Here is a 20,516-nt window from a genome sequence, read left to right as displayed (position 1 = left end):
GTTGAAGCTCCCGGAGCCCCCGTTAATTCAACAGGGCAAGCTTTCGTCCGCCACATGCTGACCTGCCGCCGTTCACCTGTCCGGCGGAGGAATCGGCGAAATGCGGGCAATTGCGATCGATGCGAACAACCAGGTCAGCCGAAAATCCCTGCTCGACGAGATGTTTCGCCTACGGGCACGGATCTTCGCTGACCGGCTGGGTTGGCAGGTCCGGATCGAACAGGGGCGCGAGCGGGACCAGTATGACAGCCTGTGCCCCACCTACATCCTCGCCCTGACAGGCGAGGGCGCCGTCGCGGGCTGTGCACGGCTTCTGCCGACGACGGGACCGACCATGCTGTCCGAGACATTCCCGCAGCTTCTCGCCGGCGGGACATTGCGCGGAGCGCGCACAATGGTCGAGAGCTCGCGTTTCTGCGTGGACACAAGGGTGGCGGGGCGGGGACAGCTGCACGAAGCAACCCTCACCATGTTCGCCGGAATCATCGAGTGGTCGATGGCGAACGGCTTCAATGAAATCGCTACCGCGACCGATGTGCGTTTAGAGCGGATTCTTCAACGGGCCGGTTGGCCGATGAAACGCCTCGGGAGCGTGGAGCTCATCGGCGAGACCTTGAGCGTCGCTGGGATATTGCCGGCGGACCAGACGAGTTTCGAGCAGGTTTGTCCGCCGGGCTATCGCTCCGAGCTGCGGCGCGCCCCGCGCGCCGCAGCGTAGGCGATCATTGCCATGGCCCAACTTCGTTCGCATCCGCGGCTGGTCCGCAAACTTCAGGACGCGCTTGGCGACCAGATTTGCGCCGCGCTCGATGATCCCGCCGTGGTCGAGGTGATGCTCAATCCCGATGGACGCCTTTTTATCGAGCGACTCGGTCAGGGAATGGCAGATGCCGGCAACATGCCGGCCGCCACGGCCGAGATCATCATCGGCAGCGTTGCGCATGCGCTGCAGTCCGAGGCCGACGACGAACGACCGATCATCTCGGGAGAGCTGCCGATCGGCGGTCATCGTTTCGAAGGTCTGCTTCCGCCTGTGGTCGGCGCACCCACCTTCACCATCCGAAAGCGGGCTTCTCGGCTGTTCGATCTCGGCGACTACGTCACGCAAGGCGTCATGACGGCCGACCAGCTTGCCGTCATCCGCAATGCGATCGCTTCGCGCTTGAACATAGTGGTGTCGGGCGGAACCGGGTCGGGCAAGACGACGCTCGCCAATGCGGTGATTGCGGCGATTGTCACGCAGGCGCCCGAGCATCGCCTGGTCATCCTCGAAGACACGGCAGAAATTCAATGTGCGGCCGAAAACGCTGTCTGCCTTCATACAAGCGACACCATCGACATGGCGCGTTTGCTCAAGAGCACGATGCGGCTTCGCCCTGATCGCATCATCGTCGGCGAGGTCCGCGATGGCGCGGCTCTGACACTGCTCAAGGCTTGGAACACAGGCCATCCGGGCGGCATCACCACCATACACGCCAACAACGCGTTGTCCGCGCTGCGTCGTCTCGAGCAGCTGACGGCCGAAGCCAGTCAACAGCCCATGCGCGAGGTCATCGGCGAGGCGGTCGATTTGATTGTCTCGATCGAACGTACCGCTCGCGGTCGCCAGGTGCGCGACGTGCTGCACGTCGAAAGCTTTTCGGCTGGTCAATACCAGACGGAATCCTATGCCCGAACGGAGGAGCTTCATGTCGCCTAAGAATGCGATGATCGTTTGTGCCGGCGGCATCCTGCTCGCATCTCTCATGCTCGACCCGGCTTTTGCCTCGACCAGCGGCGGCGGCAATCTGCCGTGGGAAAGCCCCCTGCAACAGATCCAGCAATCGATCACCGGTCCTGTGGCCGGCTTCATTGCTCTCGCGGCCGTCGCGGTCGCCGGCGGCATGCTGATCTTCGGCGGCGAGCTCAACGATTTCGCGCGACGCCTCATGTACGTCGTCCTTGTCGCCGGCATTCTGCTTGGCGCGACCCAAATCGTTGCGCTGTTCGGTTCGAGCGGCGCTTCTATTGGTGACGTGCCGCCGATCGCCGATAGGGCAGGGGATCTCGGTCGTGGCTGAGGTCGGCGCCAATCTTCGACGCAATCGCATTCATCGCGCATTGTCGCGACCGAATCTTCTGTTCGGCGCAGACCGCGAGCTCGTGCTGCTCACGGGCCTCGCGGCGGTCATTCTGATCTTCGTGGTGCTCACCTGGTACGCCGCCATATTGGGCGCCGCAATCTGGATCGTCGTGGTCGCCGCGTTACGCATGATGGCGAAGGCCGACCCGATGATGCGCCGAGTCTATGCCCGCCACATCTCCTATCGGCCATACTACCGGGCGACCTCGACGCCCTGGCGTCGCTACTGAGGTCCCTCATGGTCGTGCTGCGCTCCTTCCGACACACCGGCCCGTCCTTCGCCGATCTTGTGCCTTATGCAGGCCTCGTCGCGAACGGCATTGTGCTGCTGAAGGACGGCTCGCTGATGGCGGGCTGGTATTTCGCGGGTCCCGATTCGGAGAGCTCGACCGACGCGGAACGCAACGAGGTCTCGCGTCAGATTAATACGATCCTGTCGCGCCTCGGCTCCGGCTGGATGATTCAGGTCGAGGCCGTGCGGGTCCCGACGACGGAATATCCGGCCCGGCAGGATTGCTATTTTCCGGATCCGGTGACCCGCGCCATCGACGACGAGCGCCGCGGCCGTTTCGAGCAGGAGAGCGGGCACTTCGAAAGTCGGCACGCGATTATTCTGAGCTGGCGGCCGCCTGCGCGTCGGCGCGCCGGCCTGGCGCGCTATGTCTACTCCGATATCGAGAGCCGATCGGCCTCCTATGGTGATACGGCGATCGAAAGCTTCAGCACCTCCGTGCGCGAGGTCGGGCAATATCTTGCCAGCGTCCTTTCCATTCGCCGCATGGCGACGCGGGAGGTCGAGGAACGGGATGGCACGCGCGTCGCGCGCTATGACGAGCTCTTTCAGTTCATCCGTTTCTGCATCACCGGCGAGAACCATCCGATCCGCTTGCCCGAAATTCCGATGTATCTCGACTGGCTTGCGACGGCTGAGCTGCAGCACGGGCTCTCGCCGATGGTCGAGAGCCGGTATCTTGGCGTGGTCGCGATCGACGGTTTTCCGGCCGAGAGCTGGCCCGGCATTCTCAATTCCCTCGACCTCATGCCGCTGACCTATCGCTGGTCGTCACGCTTCATGTTCCTCGACGACCAGGATGCGCGCCAGAAGCTCGAGCGCACGCGCAAGAAGTGGCAGCAGAAAGTGCGGCCTTTCATCGACCAGCTTTTCCAAACCCAGAGCCGCTCGATCGATCAGGACGCGGCCGCGATGGTGGCGGAGACGGAGGACGCGATCGCGCAAGCCTCGTCGCAGCTCGTCGCCTATGGCTATTACACCCCAGTGATCGTGCTGTTCGACGAGAGTAACGCGCGGCTGCAGGAAAAGACCGAAGCCGTCCGCCGTCTGATCCAGGCAGAAGGATTCGGCGCACGCATCGAGACGCTGAACGCAACTGAAGCCTTCCTTGGAAGCCTGCCCGGCAATTGGTACGCCAACATCCGCGAACCGCTCATCAACACGCGCAACCTCGCCGACCTCATTCCCCTCAACTCGGTCTGGTCCGGCAGTCCATTTGCGCCATGCCCGTTCTATCCGCCGGCGTCACCGCCGCTGATGCAGGTCGCGTCCGGCTCCACACCTTTCCGGCTGAACCTGCATGTCGACGATGTCGGTCACACGCTGGTGTTCGGTCCGACAGGCTCCGGGAAGTCGACGCTGCTGGCTCTGATCGCAGCACAGTTCCGCAGATACGCCGGTGCGCAGATATTTGCCTTCGATAAGGGCCGCTCGATGCTGCCTTTGACGCTTGCAGCCGGCGGCGACCACTATGAAATCGGGGGCGACGACTCGGATGGCGCCGCCCCGCTCGCGTTCTGTCCGCTCTCTGATCTGTCGACCGACAGCGATCGCGCATGGGCGGCGGAATGGATCGAGACGCTCGTCTCGGTGCAGGGTGTGACGATCACCCCCGATCATCGAAACGCCATCTCGCGTCAAATCGGGCTGATGGCCGAAGCGCGCGGACGCTCACTTTCCGATTTCGTATCGGGCGTGCAGATGCGCGAAATCAAGGACGCACTGCATCACTACACCGTCGATGGCCCGATGGGCCAACTGCTCGACGCCGAGCGAGACGGCTTGCAGCTGGGATCGTTCCAGACATTCGAGATCGAGCAATTGATGAACATGGGCGAGCGCAATCTCGTCCCGGTTCTCACATACTTATTTCGACGAATCGAGAAACGGCTGACTGGTGCGCCGAGCCTGATCATTCTCGACGAGGCCTGGCTGATGCTCGGCCATCCCGTCTTCCGCGACAAGATCCGCGAGTGGCTGAAGGTGCTGCGCAAAGCCAACTGCGCGGTCCTGCTTGCGACGCAGTCGATTTCGGACGCCGAACGGTCCGGAATCATCGACGTGTTGAAGGAGAGTTGCCCGACCAAAATCTGTCTGCCGAACGGTGCGGCACGCGAGCCGGGCACACGCGAATTCTACGAGCGCATCGGGTTCAACGAGCGCCAGATCGAGATCGTCGCGACGGCCGTGCCCAAGCGCGAATACTATGTCGCTTCGCCGGAGGGTCGCCGGCTCTTCAACATGGCGCTCGGTCCGGTCGCTCTATCGTTCGTCGGCGCATCCGGCAAGGACGACCTCAAGCGCATTCTCGCACTGAAGAAGGCCGGCGCCGACTGGCCCGTCCATTGGCTCAAGGAAAGGGGGATCAGCCATGCCGAGACACTTCTCGCCATGCCGTAAGACGCTTGTCGTCACCTTGATCGTGGGGCTGTCGAGCTGCGGGCAGGCAATCGCCGGCGCGGCCGGCGGAGGCTCGACCGAGTTCACCCAAATCATGAATAACGGCGAGCTTGTCAGCCTCGTCGGCCAGTCGACGACGCAGATCAACAACCAGATTCAGCAGATTTCACAACTCGCGACACAGATCCAGAACCAACTGAAGATCTATGAGAACATGGTGCAGAACACGGCTCAGTTGCCTGCCCATATCTGGGGCCAGGTTGAGAGCGATCTCACCCAACTGCAGAACATCGTCAACAAAGGGCAGGGCATGGCGTTCTCGATGGGCAACATCGACGATGTGCTCAAGCAGCGCTTTCAAAGCTATTCGCAGTTCAAGACCAATCTGCCGAACGGCACGAGCTTCGCTTCGACCTACCAAAACTGGTCGAACACGAACCGCGACACGATCTCGGCCACCCTGCAGGCGGCAGGGCTGACCTCCCAGCAATTTTCGACCGAGAATTCGACGATGTCGCAGCTCAAGACGGCGTCGCAGAGCGCCGACGGGCAAATGAAGGCCCTTCAGGTCGGCCACGAGATTGCCGTGCAGGAAGTCGCGCAGATGCAGAAGCTGCGGGGCCTGATTTCACAACAGACCACCATGATGGCGACCTGGTTCCAGTCGTCGCAGGCGAGCAAGGATTTGTCGCAGGCGCGCCGCGAACAATTCTTCAACGCGACGGCGCCAGCGACGTCCGGCGGACAGACGATGGAGCCGCGGTGGTGAGATTGCCGATCGTCATCGCCGTCATCGCGATCGGTTCGGGCGCTGTCGTGGCGTGGTTTGTGTTTGCGCCACGCACATCGGGCGCGGGCCAAGACGCCGCCTCGCGGGCGCGCAGTTTCTTCAAGCCTCCACAAGATTACGACACGTCTGGTGGCCAGCAGATGAAGCCGCGCTGGTAGGGAAAGGGCAGGGGGATGCGTGGGGTGAAGCCGGGACTTATTCTCATCGTCGCGATTGGCATCGTCGTCGCCGCGCATCCCGCCCTGGCGCAGCAGGACGGCAGCGTTCTGACGACGCTCGAAAATTCGGTGACAACGGCCGCCAAGGGTTGGCAGTCGACGGTCACGCAGGCCGCAAAATCACTGTTCTGGATTCTGGCGGGAATCGAGGTCGGTATCGCCGCGGTCTGGCTCGGCATTCAGGCCGCGACGCTCGATGCTTGGTTCGCCGAGATGGTGCGGCGGATCATGTTCATCGGCTTCTTCGCGTTCGTGCTCGACCAGGGATTCACGTTCGCCAAGGCCGTCGTCGACAGCCTCTATCAGATCGGAGCAGGGGGCGGCTCCGCTTCGCCGGCCGATGTCTTTAACGCGGGGCTCAAGGTCGCCTCCTCGATGTCGCAGAACGCGCAATTCGGCCTGTTCCAGGACAATGCGCTGGCGATCGCGTCGGTCTTCGCGATGGTCATCGTGGTGATCGCCTTCTCATTGGTCGCGGCGATCTTCGTCGCAGTGATGGTCGAAATGTATGTCGGCCTGCTCGCCGGCATGATCATGCTTGGTCTCGGCGGTTCGTCGTTCACCAAGGACTTCGCCGTCCGCTATCTCGTCTACGCGTTCTCTGTCGGCATGAAGCTGATGGCGCTGGTGATGATCGCCAAGATCGGTTCCGACGTGCTCATGAACCTCGCCAACCAGACTGGCACCGGGAATGACGCGTTTGTGGGGACGCTTGCGATCGGCGGCATCTCGGTCGTGGTGTTCATGATCTCGATTTATGTCCCGAATATCGTCCAAGGCGTCGTGCAGGGCGTTTCGGTTGGCAGTGGCATGGAGGTCGTCAAGCACGGCGCTCAGGTCGCAAGCTTCGCTGCCGGCAGCGCCGCGCTTGCCGTGGGCGGCGCGCGAGCGGGCGCCGCCGGATTCAGCGCGGCGCGCGCCGATGGTGCGTCATTCGGCGCGGCAGCTTTGAAGGCCATGAGCGAAGGCGTCGGCACCACGAGCGGCGCACTCGCATCTGCCGTTCGCGATCACGCCATTGGCGCATCGTTCGGTTCAACCACGCTCGGCCTCGCCAATGCGAAGCTCGATCAATCGCGCGCGGAAAAGAAGTCGAGCGGAAAGACCTGAATGTCCCCAGCCTGACAGATCATGAGTGGAGATTTTTACTCGAATGGCCGCGCCGAATCCGCCTGACAATCCCTATCTCGCTGCTCGCCAGGAATGGAACGAGCGTTATGGCTCCTATGTCAAGGCAGCCGCGGCGTGGCGCACCATCGGGATCGTCGCCATGATCATGGCCGTGATCGGCTTTGCTTATGCGCTGTTTCAAAGCACGCAGGTGAAGCTCGTCCCCTACATCGTCGAGGTGGACAAGCTTGGGACCGCCGCGAGCGCCGGCTATCCGCAACAGATCGAATATGCGGATCCACGCGTGGTGCGTGCGACCCTGGGCAGTTTTGTGTCGAATTTCCGCTCGGTCACCCCCGATGCGGTCGTGCAGAAACAATATATCGATCGCACCTACGCGCTGCTGCGAACGACGGACCCTGCCACCCAGAAGATCAACGACTGGTTTCGCAGCAACTCACCATTCGAAAAGGCAAAGACGACGACGGTTGCCATCGAGGTCAACAACATCGTCGCGCTGTCGAACCAAACCTATCAGATCGACTGGACCGAGTTCGAACGCGACAGGAAGGGAAAGGAAACTGGCGGGCATCGCTTTCGTGGCATCGCAACCGTCACGCTCACTCCGCCCCAGGACGAGCAGACCATCAGGCTCAATCCAATCGGCCTCTACCTGCGTGATTTCGACTGGACGGCGCAACTATGAAAGGGGCGGGGATGCCAATGCCATCAAATTTCAGAAAACGTGGGACGGCCGCCATTCTTGCGGCATCGGCCGTCGCCTTGCTGTGGGGAAACGGGCAGGCGGCGGCGCAGGCCATGAGCGCCAAGGAGCGAAAAGGGGCGACTCTTTCACGGCAATGGCGCGGATCAAACGGGCTCGTGACGCGCGGAGCGGACGGCAAGGTCATCTTCCTATACGGCGAAGTGCAGCCGTCCGTTTTATGTTCGCCGCTTGAGGTCTGCGACATCGAGCTCCAGGCTGGCGAAGTTGTCCGCGACGTGCTGGTTGGCGACACCGTGCGTTGGAAGGTCGAGCCCGCCACGTCAGGCGCGGTCGGCGGCCAGGCCATTCATCTCATCGTGAAGCCCTCGGAGCCGGGGCTTGTCACCTCGATGGTGGTGACGACGTCGAGGCGGACCTATCACATTCAACTGAAGTCGAACGCGAGCCAATACATGGCCCGCGTCGGCTTTGAATATCCGGAGGATGTCGGCAGCAAGCTTGCGGACATCAACGCTCGCCTCGGCTCCGATACGATTCCGGGGGCGGGGGTGCCGGCCGAGCAACTGAACTTCTCCTACAGCGTCAGCGGCAGCGCCTCATGGCGGCCGACCCGCGTCTACAGCGACGGCGAGAAAACCTACATCCAGTTTCCCTCCTCATTGTCCGGTCAGGACGCGCCCGTCCTCTTCGTGGTCTCAGGCGGCCAGAACCGCATCGTCAACTACAGGCTGAAGGGCGACATGATGGTGGTCGACTATCAGATCGACACGGCCATCCTGGTGTCCGGCGTCGGCTTTTGGAATCAGGACAAGGTGACGATCCGGAGGGGAGGTTGATCATGGTCGTGTTCTCGACGGCCCGCCGGTGGCTCGTTCTCTCCCTGCTCGCAGTCTCGCTTGCCGGATGCGCATCTCTTGGAGGTGGAGGTCTGGTGGCGAGCTCCGCGCCGCCCGATTTGACCGGCCCCGCCGCGTCGGCGATCGCCGGCGATCTGGTGACCAAGTTCGCGGAGCAGATCGGGCCGGGCTCCGGCACGATCGTTCTGAAGCCCGATGGCACCCCGTTCGGCCGGGCGCTGGAAACATCGCTCAAGAGTTGGGGCTACGCGGTTGCGACCGACCAGAAGACGGGTGGCGACACAGCCATACCGCTTGCTTATGTGATCGAGTCCTATAACGGCCAGGTCCTCGCGCGATTGTCGACCGGTAGCCTCGAGCTCGGCCGCGCTTATGCGGCCACGGCCGCGGGAGCGTCGCCGGCGAGCCCACTCTCGGTCATGCAGCGCGGATAGGGGACGGTCATGGCGCAATCCTTGAAGCTTGGCGGCAGTCCCGAGGCAGCGGGAACGGGGCTGCGCCGCATCAACCGCCTGCCGATCATCATTGGCATCGTGCTGGTGGTGGTATTTTTTGCGGTCATCTTCTATGGCCTGACGTCGCGAGGTCTGTATTTCCGTCGCGATGCCGGGGTCGATGGCGCGTCGTCGACACCAGCCTCGACCTATGCCGATCAACTCAAGAAAGGGATTTCCAACGGCATCATCGGCGATCCCTCGGATGCTCAAACTTTCCAACCCGCACCGCCGCAGCAGGAGGCACCGAAGCAGCCAAATCCCTTCGCCGAACGAGAGCCGGACCGCTCAGCGGCCTCGCAGCTTGAGCCGGAAGCGCTATGGCGCGCGCGGCTCGATCGGGAGGCGCACGAGCAATACCTCCGGGAGCAGCAGCGCCAGCGGATGGCGAGGGTTCAGGCGAACGGTGCCGCATACGACTCGCCGCTCGCCGTGAACCTCGCCAAGCTCCAGGCGAGCGCCGCGTCCGTCAACTCGGCGACGCCCGGGAACACCGGGGCGTCGCCTGCTGCCGGCCGAGCCTCCGACCTCTACGCGGCGGCGCTACGGGCGGGCTATGGCGTGCAGAACATCGATCCGAACGGTCAGGGGGCAAAGGAAGATTTCTTCAACGCGGATCTAAAAAAGCTTGGATATCTGCCAAACAAGGTGGTCGCGCCCACGTCGGCCTATGAGCTCAAGCGTGGTTCGGTGATTCCGGCCACGCTCATCACAGGGATCAACTCCGATCTACCTGGCCGCATCACCGCCCAGGTCAGCCAGAACGTCTACGACAGCGCCACAGGGCACCTGTTATTGATTCCGCAAGGCGCCAAGCTGATGGGTCGGTACGATTCAAAGATATCGTTCGGGCAAAGCCGCGTCCTGGTCGTGTGGACGGATATAATCTTCCCGAACGGCTCGACATTGCAGATCGGCGGCATGTCGGGAACCGACGCCGAGGGCTATGGCGGCTTTACCGACGAAGTCGACAATCACTATTTCAAGATATTCGGCTCGGCGATCCTCGTTGCCGCCATCGGCGCCGGCATCGATATGTCAATGCCAGCGGGTTCTCCATACGGCTATCGGCAGACGCCGACCGACTCGGCACGCAACAGCTTCGCCGAGACGTTCGGGCGCGTCGCCGAGCAGACCATCAGCAAGAACATGAACGTGCAGCCCACCCTGGAGATTCGACCGGGCTACATCTTCAACGTCCTTGTCGACCAGGACATGGTGTTTCCGTCCGCTTATCGCGGGTGACATTGGGTGCGCCGCAGCTTTCGCCGAATTGTGCGGGCAGGGCAGGGGAAAACAAAACGCACCCGATCGGCTCGATCGGGTGCGTGATGCACGACAGCAAGGGAATGGGCGAAGCGGTAGAGCTCCTCAGAAGCTGCTGAAGTGGTAGTTCAATCCGGCCTTGACCGAACTCATCGTCAAGTCGGTCCAGTTGCGATAGACGTGCCCCACCGGCGGATCGCTGATCGAGGTCTGATTACCCTCGTTCTTCGAGCCAAAGTCGAAATACTGATATTCGACCTTCACGCTGACGGCCGGGGTCAGAAAGTGTTCGACGCCGGCGCCGACCGTCCAGCCGTTGAGGCCCTCCGCGGCGTTGGTGACGAAGCCCGGGTTCGTCGTGGTCTGCGAGGAAGCGCCATCAAAGTAGGCCCAACCCCCCTTTGCGTAGATCAACGTCTGCGGGACGATGGCATATCCAAGCCGAGCAGTCGCATCGGCATAGAAGGCGGAAGACAGTTCAAGGTCCTGGTGTGCTGTTGCGATCGATGAGCCAATGCGGCCTTTTCCGGAGAAGCCCATGTATCCGACGTCCCCCTCGACGCCCACAAGCCACGCCCCACCAATCTGCCAGTTGTAACCGAACTGACCGCCACCGAAGCCACCTGACGGGATGTACTTGAACGGGCCGCCGGGGATGCCATCGGCGACGTTGTCGAGAACCGATACGTCCGAGCCAACCCAACCTGCATGCAGGCCGCCATAAAGTCCGGACCAGTTGAAGCCGACAGGCGGCGTCGGTTCTTTGGCTGGTGATCGAGGTGCGAGATCGGCCGCAACCGCAGCGCTCGTGCCCAGTACGAAAGCAAGTATTCCGCAAGCTAGTTTGTTCAAAGGACTTCCCCCACGTTTGCTGAAACACTTCGTTCTGCGCGCCCCGCGACGCACGAAGCAGATCATGCAAACGGATTACTTGCCGTAAGACTGGAAGCACAGCGACCAAGTGTGACGCGCCGAAACGAAAGCTCGCGACTTCTGTCGAAATTTGTTGCGGTCTTGCCGCATGCAGGCGGAAATGCGATCCGAGCGACGACGACGAATTCTTTGGCCCGTCGGACGTGATGCTTGCGGTCGAAGTTAACTTGACCCGGCGGGGCGCAGTGAAGCTAACACCGGGACATTGCGCTCAGACTTCCAGCCACGCCGATCGAAACGTGACCGGCGGGGGAGTTTGTCGGTTTGCTGCGAATGTCGGGATTTGACCACCTGAGACGTCTTCAAGGGATAAAGGCGGTTCTACGCCAAGGAGACAGGCAGCATGAACGACGCCGACCAGACACACACAGCGTCGCGGCTCATCTCTGCCAGCTCGGCTAGCATCTACGACGCATGCATCCGGCCGGAGAAACTCATCCGCTGGATCGCGCCCGCAGGTGCGCGTGCTGACATCAAGCAGTTCGACGCCCGGGAGGGGGGACGCTTCAGGATTATCTTGTCGTTCAGGGCAGATATTGGAAAGACGTCGTCTCGGACGGACGTGGTGTCGGGACGGTTCGTCAGTCTCGTGCCGGACGCGAGCATTGTTCAAGCGATAGAGTTCTTGTCTGACCGGCCGGAATTTGCCGGCACGATGATCATGAGCTGGGTTCTTCGTCCGATAGGCGAAAAGACGCTTGTGAGCGTTATCGCGGAGCAGGTGCCGCAAGGCATTGGGAGGGCCGATCATGAATCGGGGATGGCATCTTCCCTCGCCAATCTGGCGGCATTTGTGGAAAGCGCCTGGGGACGTTGAAAGGCCGTTGCGATTGCGGGCGTCAGCGTTTCGACGCGTCCAGCTTGGATCGCAGCGGTCCCAAGGGTGGAGCGTCTGGAAAACAACGGCGCGGCCAGCCGGGCGGCTGGCCGCGCGCAAGTGCTGTCATTTAACATCGACCGGGACAGGAGGGTCCGCCAAGACGCTTACAGCTTGGTGACACCCTCTACGACGCCCTGGCTGCCCAATGAGGGCGTTATGCGAGCAGCCATTGATCGTGTCTCGACGTTGAAGCCGTTGGGAGGCTTCGATCATCGAACTGAGAGCGGGTACGAGACTGACGCTACAATCCCACTGTTCAGCGCAACTCTGTCCTATTGAAAGATCGACAAGAACGTCAGCACTTGATTTCGTTATCTCCTCGACAGGAGCTCTCCAGCTTGCGAGCTCGTTAGTGTCCCCATTGTCCCCTCCTTCAACGGGCGCCCGCCGATGACAGCCCCGTCGGTGGAACGGCTGCCGCGTGAGAGGCGCCTTCTTCGCCTCGACATCCCGGCTCGTTCGCTGGAAGAAGAACCGCAGGTGGGTGGCGAGGAACAGAACCGAGAAGAAGGCGAACCCTCGGCCGACGTTCATTCGACCCGTGCTCATCGCAACCACGAGACCAGCGGTGCCACTCAGGAAGCCAATGCGGTTGACGGCGTCGAGCAAGGGACCGAGCGATCGCCGCGCCAACGGCAAGTGCGGAAGTGCCGTCCTGCGCCGGTCACCGTCGTCATCTGGCAGAGCCTTGCCTTTGCGATCTGTCAACGTGCGTGCTGCGCCTCGCATGTGGACGTCCGTGTTTTCCGTTCATCTGTATTGAGGTGCCGCACCGATTTACAGGAATCTTCGTTCCGCGACGTCGCTCCTGACCGTGCAAAGTTGTGTCAAATTTACAGCAGATACATTTGGAGAAAAGCATGCAGTTGCGACGAACTGAAACGACATGGCGACACAGGTGACGATATCTGGAATGCCGTCGCGGCAACGTGGCGGGTCGTGGTGATGACTTGACGCGAGTTGTCGCGGTTCGCGACGAATTGTGTTGCTTCGGTGCACCACGGGCTTTCCAATGCTTCGTCCCGGGCGACAAAGTGTTTCAGCTGATTTGTTTCAGCAGCGAAGCGATCTAAGCTGTTGGCAGGGACCGAGAATTCGCAGAACCTTCTGTAATTTCGCGCAGCTGGTCGTATAATTGGCCCGTCACAAAAAATGAGGGCGAGACGGCAACCGCGAGATAGGAGGCAGATTTTGGACGCTGAGCGGCACCTCGCCGATTGCGTCGCCGCCATTTATGAAGCGGCGACCGGCGGCACAGAATGGGCGGATGCGGGCGCGAGGCTTTGCCAACTGCTGGATGCTCATTCGATTTTCTTTGGCGACAGCAAAGAGGATGGAAGCTTCGACAACATCCTGCCGCCCCATAGCGAGGCAGGTGCCGTCTACGCCTCCTACTTCCACCGTATCAATCCGTATGTCGCGCGTGCGCGCGTCGATTTTGATGCAGGCAGGGCTGTGCACATCGGCACCGCATCACCTGGCGAGGCCCTGGTTGCAGAGGACGATTTCCTCCGAAGCGAATACTATCAGGATTTTGCGCGGCCCTTTGAGTATCGCTTCATGATCGGCGGCCTGCTTGGCGTTCGCAAGCCGACGCCGTTGGCGCTCTACCGCGGTCACGGCCACCACGCGTTCGAGTCCGCGGAAGTCCGAATGCTGGAGATGGTGCTCCCCCATTTCCAGCGGGCTCTCGAGCTCAGAGATCGGCTCGGCCTCGACCGAAGCACGTTGCCATTGAGCCTGCCGATTCTCGATGCGCTGCCGGCGGCCGTGGGAATCGTCGATGGTGGATTGCGGCTGCTTTTTCTGAATGCGGCAGGCCGGCGACTGATCGACACACCGGACGCGCCTGTCTCTACGGTCCGCTCTGGCACGGACGCAACCGGCGGCGTTCACCTCACGATCCGATCTCACCGCCAGACGACGGAGCTCCGCCGCCTCGTCGCATCTGCCGCCAATGGCGGAGCAGGCGGCTGGATGCGGGTCTTCGAGGAAGATGGCGCGACCTATGCACTCCTGATCTCGCCAGCGTTGGGGGTTCTTCTGCCCGATGGCCGAGAGCCCGGCGCACATCGGGGGGCCGCCCTCATCCTGTTAAGGCCGCTACGACGCCTTGCGCCGCCTCCTCTAGCGACACTGTGCGACGTCCTGGGGCTGAGCGTCGCCGAGGCTGAGGTCGCCGCTTCGCTGTTCGGCGGCAGGAGCGCCGAAGAGGTCGCACGGCGACGTGGTGTGTCACTCCCCACGATTCGCAATCAGATCAGGTCGATCCTGTCGAAGGCTGAAGCGGACAATCTTCGCGACCTGGAGCGGCTGCTGACCGACCTGACGGCCATTGCGCCGGCGAGCCCCAGGAACTCGTAGTCAATTCTGATCATGGGCCATTTGGCCGCGTCCGGTAGTAAGCGCAGGGTCGACAATTGCGCGAACACCGGGGTCACCTATGGCGAAAACCTCTCCCGCAAGACTTCACCTGTTGCGTTCATCCGTCGCCGGCTCGCTCGTCGACGATGCCGCAGGCTAACGCCCGCGTCAGTCCGAACCGGATGCGATGGCGCAACTTCAAACTGCAATTCACGACCGTTCGAACGCCCTTGCGCTCGCCGGACCGGGAGAGCCCGTGTCGAAGCGCAGGTCGGCTGACCGCTGGCACGATCGCATCCATCGTCCGCGCCACGTTGGCGAATGTTTCCGCTGATGCCTGGGCCCGCGAATGACCCGGCGCGGCGAATCCGCAAGCGAGACCGCTGAGGTGTCGATTGAACACCTTGCCGAGTTCGTCGCCGATCGGCTGGCACGCTTCCCCGAGGGCGAGCGGCCTGAAGCGATGGCGCGACTGTTCACGCTTGTTGGCGGCACCATCTTCGGCAACGTCGCAGCGAGCCCGCCAAGGAGTCCTCACCGCAACGCTCCGAGCGCCGTGATCCCGCTCAACCGGACTCCGGGTCCGCAGCTTGATCGGTTAAGGTCGCCAGCATTGGCAGTCACGCCGCCTGGTCGACGTCTCGCCGACGAGGTTTCATTGTGGACGCTGCGGCGTGTCGAGCAGAGCTTGGTATCCCCTGACGGCACCTCTGTCCGCCTCTCTGGGCGCGAGTTTATACTGCTCGAGGTGCTGTCGGACTCCCCAGGTCAGCAAGCATCTCGGATCAGCATCGGTCGCTTGTTTGGCTACGATGACCTGAATCCATCGACGCGCAGCCTCGATTCACTTGTCTATCGGCTCCGGCAAAAGGCGCGCGCGATGGATCTGACCCTGCCACTCACGAATATTCACGCGGCCGGCATTCGCTTTACCGAACCGCTTCGTACCGCCTGAGCGACAATGGGCCGTGATGCGAACGCCGTCCGAAAAAGGCTTCCCCCGTGTCGCATCACCCGATTCGAAATGGCGTGTCCGACCGCCGCATCTACGACCGTGCATCGGCCGTCCCGGCTGAAGAAATTGATGTCTCCGATGCGGCATTGCAACAGTTTCCGTCACGAGCATCGAGACCGTCTCACAACTCGTCACAACTGCACGCTGTTACGCGCGCGCGCGCGGTGATCATGTTGAAGGGCAACCAATCTCGCCGGCGGTTGGTCTATTGCATCCCGGCGAATGGCGAGCCGCAACCGTCAATCCAGGCCACGGCAGCATGATGCCATTGATCAGTTTTGTCCGCGGCATCGAGCCGAACCAATCAAATCCTAATCTTGGGGGCCGGTCGGGCGTTGAGGCTCGGCTACCCTCAATACGAGCGAGGCGGACTGAGCATCCATAAGCTGCGCGCGGAACCGCGTTGCGACCTTGCGGAGAATTTCGGGGAAGGGAAGGGGAGTCAGAACAGCCAGCTTATCAAGGCGCATGACGAGTATCGGAGCAAAAGAACAGCAAACAAGGTGATGGCCACGGTCAAATCGCCGACGCCGATGCTTGGAGGTCCAAACTAGGAGGCATTGCCGTTGGATAGTCTGCTACAAGGCTTAATCGATGCTATCGATGTAGCACACGATGAGCGTTCCATCCGTAACGCAATCAGGAATTTCACGGTTGCGTCCGGCTTCGATCGATACGCCTACATTCATGTTCATGCTGATGATGGCGTTGCGTTCACCGACTATCCTGCGGAATGGCAGAAAATCTATCTCGACCGCCATTACACCGTCATCGATCCGGTCGTGACGACGGCGAAGCGCAACATGCGGATGTTCGCCTGGTCCGCGGAAGATTTGGCCGGCCGCAGGAGCTCGCGTGAGATCAGACAGTTCTTTTCCGAGGCCATCGACTTTGGCATCCGGTCGGGGGTTTCCATCCCCATTCGCACGAGCTACGGCCGCACGGCGATGATCACGCTCGCAACGGATCGGCGACGTGTCGAGATGCCACCCTGGGACCCGATGCAGGCCGCCTTGGCGCTGGCCTATGTCCACGTCCATCTCAGCATGGCTGCCGGCGCATCGCTGAAGGCCGGGGAGGTCAGCCTTTCAACGCAGGAAGCAACTTCGTTGAGCTGGTCCTCACATGGGAAGTCGATGCAAGTGATTGCGGAGCTGCTCGGCATCAAGCCACGAACAGTGCAGTTCTATCTCGATAACGCACGCGATAAGCTCGGCGCCAGCAATCTTCAGCAAGCCGTGCGGATTGCGATGGAGAAGAAGCTGATCTGAGTGTTGAGCAGCTCGACCGCTACCCGTCGATGACTTTCGGCACATAGCCGAGCCGTTCGATGAGCCTGTTGAGGACGAGTTGACGCGCACGGTGTTCGGTCTCGGCATGCCGATAAAGCCGTTGGATTTCCGCTCGGCGTTGCGGGCAACATTCCGGGTCGGCCTCTGCGGCCTCGCGCTGCAAGCGGGCCGTCTCGGCAACCGCGACGCTCGCGCGATATTCGCGCACGGCGTCGACCGTGGCCCGCTCAAGCTGAGGTTGCGTCATGGCTGCGAAAATTTCGTCGAGATCGCAATCGAGCCCCGTCTTGGTCGGTTCATCCTGATCCGTTGCCACAACACTCACACAGGCTTGGTCCGCGGTGCGCCTCCGCCGACGTTAATCCCTTGAGCCCAAGCCGGGGGTTAGAAAACCGCGATTAGACGGTCCCTATGACCTTTAGCACCGAGGCGCCTGGACATACGTCACAGGCCCCCGGCCGTTAGGTCAGAGGATTCCGGTGCCGTCACGGCCGGCACCAACCGCTAATCGAGGGGTTTCTAAGCCCCGAGGCAGCGCGTACTGCCTTGTGCTCTCTATAGATTGCGGCCCGCCCAGGCGCTAGCCACCGGCGCGCGATATGTCTCCTACGCACGATCGGTAAAAATGACGCATGGCGGGCTGATGCAGTGGTGGCTTGGGAGAACAAACAGGATCTTGTCCGGGGCGCTCTTCGGTGAGCGTCATATTTCATAATAAAATCAACGGGTTACATTCCATAAAACGAATTATGCGAATCGAATTTTAAGACCTCTGCCTTCGCCTGTGATGGCGACGGCACCGTGATCAGCGGATTGGAGTTCAGCTCTTTTCCTCGCTAAATATTATGACGTTCGCCTTTGGGCTGCCGTCACACCGTTACTTGTCTCGATGATCGACGCCAACAAGGGAGGTAGCGGTCGCAGCCCTTTTCCTTGCAAACTGATGGCAACTTTCCTATATTGCTATCAATGCCATCAACGCACCGAACGGTGATATCGTCATGCCAGCCGTCACCATCCGCAATCTATCCGAGGAGACGCATCGCGCCCTCAAGGTCCGTGCGGCGCACCATGGCCACAGCACGGAAGCCGAGATGCGCGAAATCCTCGAAAGCGCTGTGCGCCCCGCCAATCGGGTCAAGCTCGGCTCGCTCTTGGCGGCCATTGGACGCGAGGCAGGAGGTTTGACCGACGCTGAGGCGGAGCATTTCGCTCGCGTCCGCAACAAGACGCCAGCCGAACCAATTAGCTTCGAATGATCCTTGTCGACACCAATGTGATCTCCGAGCCTTGGAAGCCTCTGCCCGATGCGCACGTGCTCGAATGGATCGATGCGCAGGTGGTTGATACGCTGTACCTGTCTGCCATCACTGTCGCCGAACTTCGCTTCGGAATCGCGGCGCTGCCGGCCGGAAAACGTCGTGAGACGTTGCATCTCCGACTGGAGCAAGACGTGCTGCCACTGTTTGAGGATCGAGTCCTGTCTTTCGATCTCGATGCCTCGCGCGCCTATGCAGATCTGATGGCGCAGGCGAAGGCGGCGGGTAAGGCGATCGGCAATGCGGACGGCTACATCGCTGCCACCGCGGCGTCCCGCGGCCTCATGGTGGCAACTCGCGACACAAGCCCGTTTGTAGCGGCCGGGCTAACCACCGTGAACCCCTGGGAAGCGCCTTTGTAACGCGCGCATTTGAGCGTAGTGCCGTGTGATGTCCTGATTCTGAAGCGCTCAAGAACGCCGACCGCTCCGTCCATCAGCTCGAAGATGGACAAACAGCCTCCGTTCCTCCCCGCTGTTTCTCGAGATCAGTTGTTGGCTCATTTGGAATGTGAGGAGATTGCGCTTGCGGACCTTATCGAATTCCTTCGGGGCGACGCTGCCGGTGAGCACGAATAGGGTCAGATCGGCGCAGCGGCTTGCAGCGGTCGCACACCGCGCGTGACGCCTGCCCTCACAGGTCGTCGAGACAGAGAATCCGACGGAGTGCCTCGAGCAGGACTTGCTGGGGATCCACTGCCCGGATGCTGCTGCACCGCCAGGCAACATGCGCGTCGGGGCGAACAAGCAGACAGCCGTCCTCTGCGATCTCACGCCTGTCGGCCCACTCGAAGTAGAGGTCGGTCGCGTCCAGACCGGGGCCGATCGCGACGGCATTGATCGTGATACCGAGCAGACGCCCGGCGTTCGCGGCGGCCGTGATCCAGGCGTCTCCGCCGATGCCCGTCAGAACCGTGAAGGCCCCCTGCCCGACGAGATCAAGTGTTGAGAGATTGCGGCCATCTCGTTGCAGCCAGGCGTGCGGCAGCCGGGCGCCGGGCGCCGACGTCCGCTGGTAGTTCAGCTCGATGTCGTCGACGTTGCGCGACGCGCGATCCTCGTCCACCAGGACCGCATCTGAACGGTAAAGGTGGTTCAGCTCGACGCCGCGCGCGCCGTATTCATAGACCTTTTGCCCGATCGCTGCGCGCAAGGCCGTGCGCCGGCTCAGCGCGTCCGGGGCGGTCGCCGTGATGTCCGCAATGGTATCGCCGTCGTTTGGCTGTCCGAGGACTCCGAGCGCGTCGAGAATGGGCATATAGCTTTCCAGACTCTTGGTCGCTCGCTCGACAACATGCCTTCCTATCGGCGCCCGCTCTTCGCTGTAGCTGTTGAGCAAGGTCGCATTCGCCCGTCCCTTCAGAACCACATCGATCTTCCAGGCAAGATTGTAAGCGTCCTCGATACCCGTATTCGAGCCCAGCCCGTTGGACGGCACATGGCGATGCACGGCATCGCCGACGCAAAAGACGCGGCCGCTGTGATAGCGGGGTGCGTATAACGCATTCATTGACCATGGATCGACGGCCGTGACATGCGGCTCGAGTTCCGGCGTGCCGAGATAGTCGCGGATGACGCTCGCGGCCTCGCCGCTGGTCAGAGAGGGGGTGCTTGTGCCTACGGCATAGCCTTTGATCATCAGCCAGCTCGTCCAGGGCTTGATGCAACGCAAAATGCCAAGGCCTGGGCCATCTGGATCAGCGTGCGTGCGAACGAGAAAGTAGAGCAGTCCGGGACGGTGCGCGACGTAAGCGCCGAGGTCCGCTTCGAACAAAATGTTGAGGCTGCCGCCGATGAGTCCCGCGCCTTCGAAAGGCAGACCCAGCGCCTCCGCGACTTTGCTGCGCGCGCCATCCGCACCGATCAGATAGTGTGCGCGGATGCGTTCGACCTTGTTCGTAACGCGATTGCGAACATCCACGCTCACGCCATTGGCATCCTGCCGAAACGACACGAATTCCCGGTTGAACTGGATTGTGGCACCGTGCGCCAGGGCGGCGTCACACAGTATCGGCTCAAGAAGATGTTGCGGCAGATCGGCAAGGTCGCAGGGGCTGGCGTCGCGATTCGGTCCTGTCTGGTGTTCCGGTGCGAATCCTTTGATGCGGCCGAACTCTACGCCAGTGAGCGACCGCATGAAGATCAGATCCGGCATCAGCGAATATGGCGTGGCGAGCGCTCTCGCCTTGGCTTCGAGGTCGAAATCCCGCAGAATCTCGAACGTGCGTTGATTGGTGACATGCGCGCGCGGACTCAGCGCGAGGCGGCTGTGCTTTGAGATGGCAAGTGTTCGGACACCTTGCCGAGCCAGCGCCAGCGCGGCCGTGAGACCGGCAGGACCGCATCCGACAACCAGGACGTCGGTATTGATCAATGCCTGCTCCCCTCCGGCCCCTGACGAGGCATTGGATTGCGACAAGCGCCTTTGCTGACCGGGT

At 61.6% G+C, this 20,516-nt stretch carries 23 protein-coding genes; 20 read left to right on the top strand and 3 right to left on the bottom strand.

Annotation, left to right across the window (positions count from 1 at the left end; translation table 11 throughout):
• Positions 1-100 precede the first annotated feature (100 nt).
• The 12 genes from traI to trbI are packed head-to-tail and all read left to right on the top strand — an operon-like array spanning position 101 to position 10,255.
• The gene (gene traI / locus QM712_RS16550; RefSeq protein WP_415024186.1) at positions 101-718 is read left to right on the top strand and encodes an acyl-homoserine-lactone synthase TraI; all 618 of its coding nucleotides are present in this window, start codon (positions 101-103) and stop codon (positions 716-718) included.
• 12 nt (positions 719-730) lie between these two features.
• Positions 731-1,699 carry a P-type conjugative transfer ATPase TrbB gene (gene trbB / locus QM712_RS16545; protein ID WP_415024185.1) on the top strand — a complete coding sequence of 323 codons (969 nt, stop codon included), beginning with the start codon at positions 731-733 and terminating at the stop codon, positions 1,697-1,699.
• Positions 1,689-2,060 carry a TrbC/VirB2 family protein gene (locus QM712_RS16540; protein WP_415024184.1) on the top strand — a complete coding sequence of 124 codons (372 nt, stop codon included), beginning with the start codon at positions 1,689-1,691 and terminating at the stop codon, positions 2,058-2,060. The genes trbB and QM712_RS16540 overlap by 11 nt, the downstream gene beginning before the upstream one ends.
• Positions 2,053-2,352 (top strand): conjugal transfer protein TrbD, encoded by a 300-nt coding sequence (locus tag QM712_RS16535; RefSeq protein ID WP_415024183.1) that lies wholly within the window; start codon positions 2,053-2,055, stop codon positions 2,350-2,352. The genes QM712_RS16540 and QM712_RS16535 overlap by 8 nt, the downstream gene beginning before the upstream one ends.
• A gap of 8 nt (positions 2,353-2,360) precedes the next feature.
• The gene (locus QM712_RS16530) at positions 2,361-4,814 is read left to right on the top strand and encodes a conjugal transfer protein TrbE (protein ID WP_415024182.1); all 2,454 of its coding nucleotides are present in this window, start codon (positions 2,361-2,363) and stop codon (positions 4,812-4,814) included.
• Positions 4,786-5,583 carry a P-type conjugative transfer protein TrbJ gene (trbJ, locus tag QM712_RS16525; protein WP_415024181.1) on the top strand — a complete coding sequence of 266 codons (798 nt, stop codon included), beginning with the start codon at positions 4,786-4,788 and terminating at the stop codon, positions 5,581-5,583. The genes QM712_RS16530 and trbJ overlap by 29 nt, the downstream gene beginning before the upstream one ends.
• A gap of 2 nt (positions 5,584-5,585) precedes the next feature.
• Positions 5,586-5,762, top strand: a complete 177-nt coding sequence (trbK, locus tag QM712_RS16520) for an entry exclusion protein TrbK (protein WP_415024180.1) — start codon at positions 5,586-5,588, stop codon at positions 5,760-5,762.
• A 15-nt stretch (positions 5,763-5,777) separates the two neighbouring features.
• Complete coding sequence (trbL, locus tag QM712_RS16515; protein ID WP_415024179.1) at positions 5,778-6,932, top strand: P-type conjugative transfer protein TrbL; 1,155 nt, start codon at positions 5,778-5,780, stop codon at positions 6,930-6,932.
• Positions 6,933-6,975: 43 nt separating this feature from the next.
• Positions 6,976-7,638 carry a conjugal transfer protein TrbF gene (locus tag QM712_RS16510; RefSeq protein ID WP_415024178.1) on the top strand — a complete coding sequence of 221 codons (663 nt, stop codon included), beginning with the start codon at positions 6,976-6,978 and terminating at the stop codon, positions 7,636-7,638.
• Positions 7,635-8,495, top strand: a complete 861-nt coding sequence (gene trbG / locus QM712_RS16505; RefSeq protein ID WP_415024177.1) for a P-type conjugative transfer protein TrbG — start codon at positions 7,635-7,637, stop codon at positions 8,493-8,495. Before QM712_RS16510 ends, trbG begins: the two co-directional genes overlap by 4 nt.
• A gap of 2 nt (positions 8,496-8,497) precedes the next feature.
• Positions 8,498-8,950, top strand: coding sequence for a conjugal transfer protein TrbH (gene trbH / locus QM712_RS16500; RefSeq protein ID WP_415024176.1), 453 nt, complete (start codon positions 8,498-8,500; stop codon positions 8,948-8,950).
• Between the two features lie 9 nt (positions 8,951-8,959).
• A complete protein-coding gene (trbI, locus tag QM712_RS16495) occupies positions 8,960-10,255 on the top strand; it encodes an IncP-type conjugal transfer protein TrbI (protein ID WP_415024175.1) in 1,296 nt (431 codons plus the stop codon).
• A 126-nt stretch (positions 10,256-10,381) separates the two neighbouring features.
• Here the strand turns inward: trbI and QM712_RS16490 are convergent, their stop codons facing one another.
• Positions 10,382-11,128 (bottom strand): outer membrane protein, encoded by a 747-nt coding sequence (locus QM712_RS16490; RefSeq protein WP_415024174.1) that lies wholly within the window; start codon positions 11,126-11,128, stop codon positions 10,382-10,384.
• Between the two features lie 424 nt (positions 11,129-11,552).
• On the opposite strand from QM712_RS16490, the gene QM712_RS16485 reads away from it, so the two are divergent.
• The 6 genes from QM712_RS16485 to QM712_RS16460 all read left to right on the top strand — a co-directional run bounded on the left by QM712_RS16485 (position 11,553) and on the right by QM712_RS16460 (position 16,739).
• Positions 11,553-12,026, top strand: coding sequence for an SRPBCC domain-containing protein (locus QM712_RS16485; RefSeq protein ID WP_415024173.1), 474 nt, complete (start codon positions 11,553-11,555; stop codon positions 12,024-12,026).
• A 453-nt stretch (positions 12,027-12,479) separates the two neighbouring features.
• A complete protein-coding gene (locus QM712_RS16480; RefSeq protein WP_415024172.1) occupies positions 12,480-13,043 on the top strand; it encodes a hypothetical protein in 564 nt (187 codons plus the stop codon).
• 237 nt (positions 13,044-13,280) lie between these two features.
• On the top strand, positions 13,281-14,453 hold the full coding sequence (locus QM712_RS16475; RefSeq protein ID WP_415024171.1) for a helix-turn-helix transcriptional regulator: 1,173 nt from the start codon (positions 13,281-13,283) through the stop codon (positions 14,451-14,453).
• 349 nt (positions 14,454-14,802) lie between these two features.
• Complete coding sequence (locus QM712_RS16470; protein WP_415024170.1) at positions 14,803-15,408, top strand: winged helix-turn-helix domain-containing protein; 606 nt, start codon at positions 14,803-14,805, stop codon at positions 15,406-15,408.
• Between the two features lie 74 nt (positions 15,409-15,482).
• A complete protein-coding gene (locus tag QM712_RS16465) occupies positions 15,483-15,731 on the top strand; it encodes a hypothetical protein (RefSeq protein WP_415024169.1) in 249 nt (82 codons plus the stop codon).
• A gap of 303 nt (positions 15,732-16,034) precedes the next feature.
• The gene (locus QM712_RS16460; protein WP_415024168.1) at positions 16,035-16,739 is read left to right on the top strand and encodes an autoinducer binding domain-containing protein; all 705 of its coding nucleotides are present in this window, start codon (positions 16,035-16,037) and stop codon (positions 16,737-16,739) included.
• 19 nt (positions 16,740-16,758) lie between these two features.
• Here the strand turns inward: QM712_RS16460 and QM712_RS16455 are convergent, their stop codons facing one another.
• Positions 16,759-17,076 (bottom strand): transcriptional repressor TraM, encoded by a 318-nt coding sequence (locus QM712_RS16455; RefSeq protein ID WP_415024167.1) that lies wholly within the window; start codon positions 17,074-17,076, stop codon positions 16,759-16,761.
• Between the two features lie 685 nt (positions 17,077-17,761).
• Here QM712_RS16455 and QM712_RS16450 point away from each other — a divergent pair.
• A complete protein-coding gene (locus QM712_RS16450) occupies positions 17,762-18,019 on the top strand; it encodes a FitA-like ribbon-helix-helix domain-containing protein (RefSeq protein WP_415024166.1) in 258 nt (85 codons plus the stop codon).
• Complete coding sequence (locus tag QM712_RS16445) at positions 18,016-18,441, top strand: type II toxin-antitoxin system VapC family toxin (RefSeq protein WP_415024165.1); 426 nt, start codon at positions 18,016-18,018, stop codon at positions 18,439-18,441. The genes QM712_RS16450 and QM712_RS16445 overlap by 4 nt, the downstream gene beginning before the upstream one ends.
• Before the next feature lie 271 nt (positions 18,442-18,712).
• Here the strand turns inward: QM712_RS16445 and QM712_RS16440 are convergent, their stop codons facing one another.
• Positions 18,713-20,452, bottom strand: coding sequence for an FAD-dependent monooxygenase (locus QM712_RS16440; protein WP_415024164.1), 1,740 nt, complete (start codon positions 20,450-20,452; stop codon positions 18,713-18,715).
• Between the last annotated feature and the right edge of the window lie 64 nt (positions 20,453-20,516).

The sequence above is a fragment of the Bradyrhizobium sp. genome, from assembly GCF_047605465.1.
Classification (GTDB): Bacteria; Pseudomonadota; Alphaproteobacteria; order Rhizobiales; family Xanthobacteraceae; genus Bradyrhizobium.
Note: the sequence above shows the minus strand (reverse complement) of the source record. Positions and strands in the feature narration are given on the sequence as shown.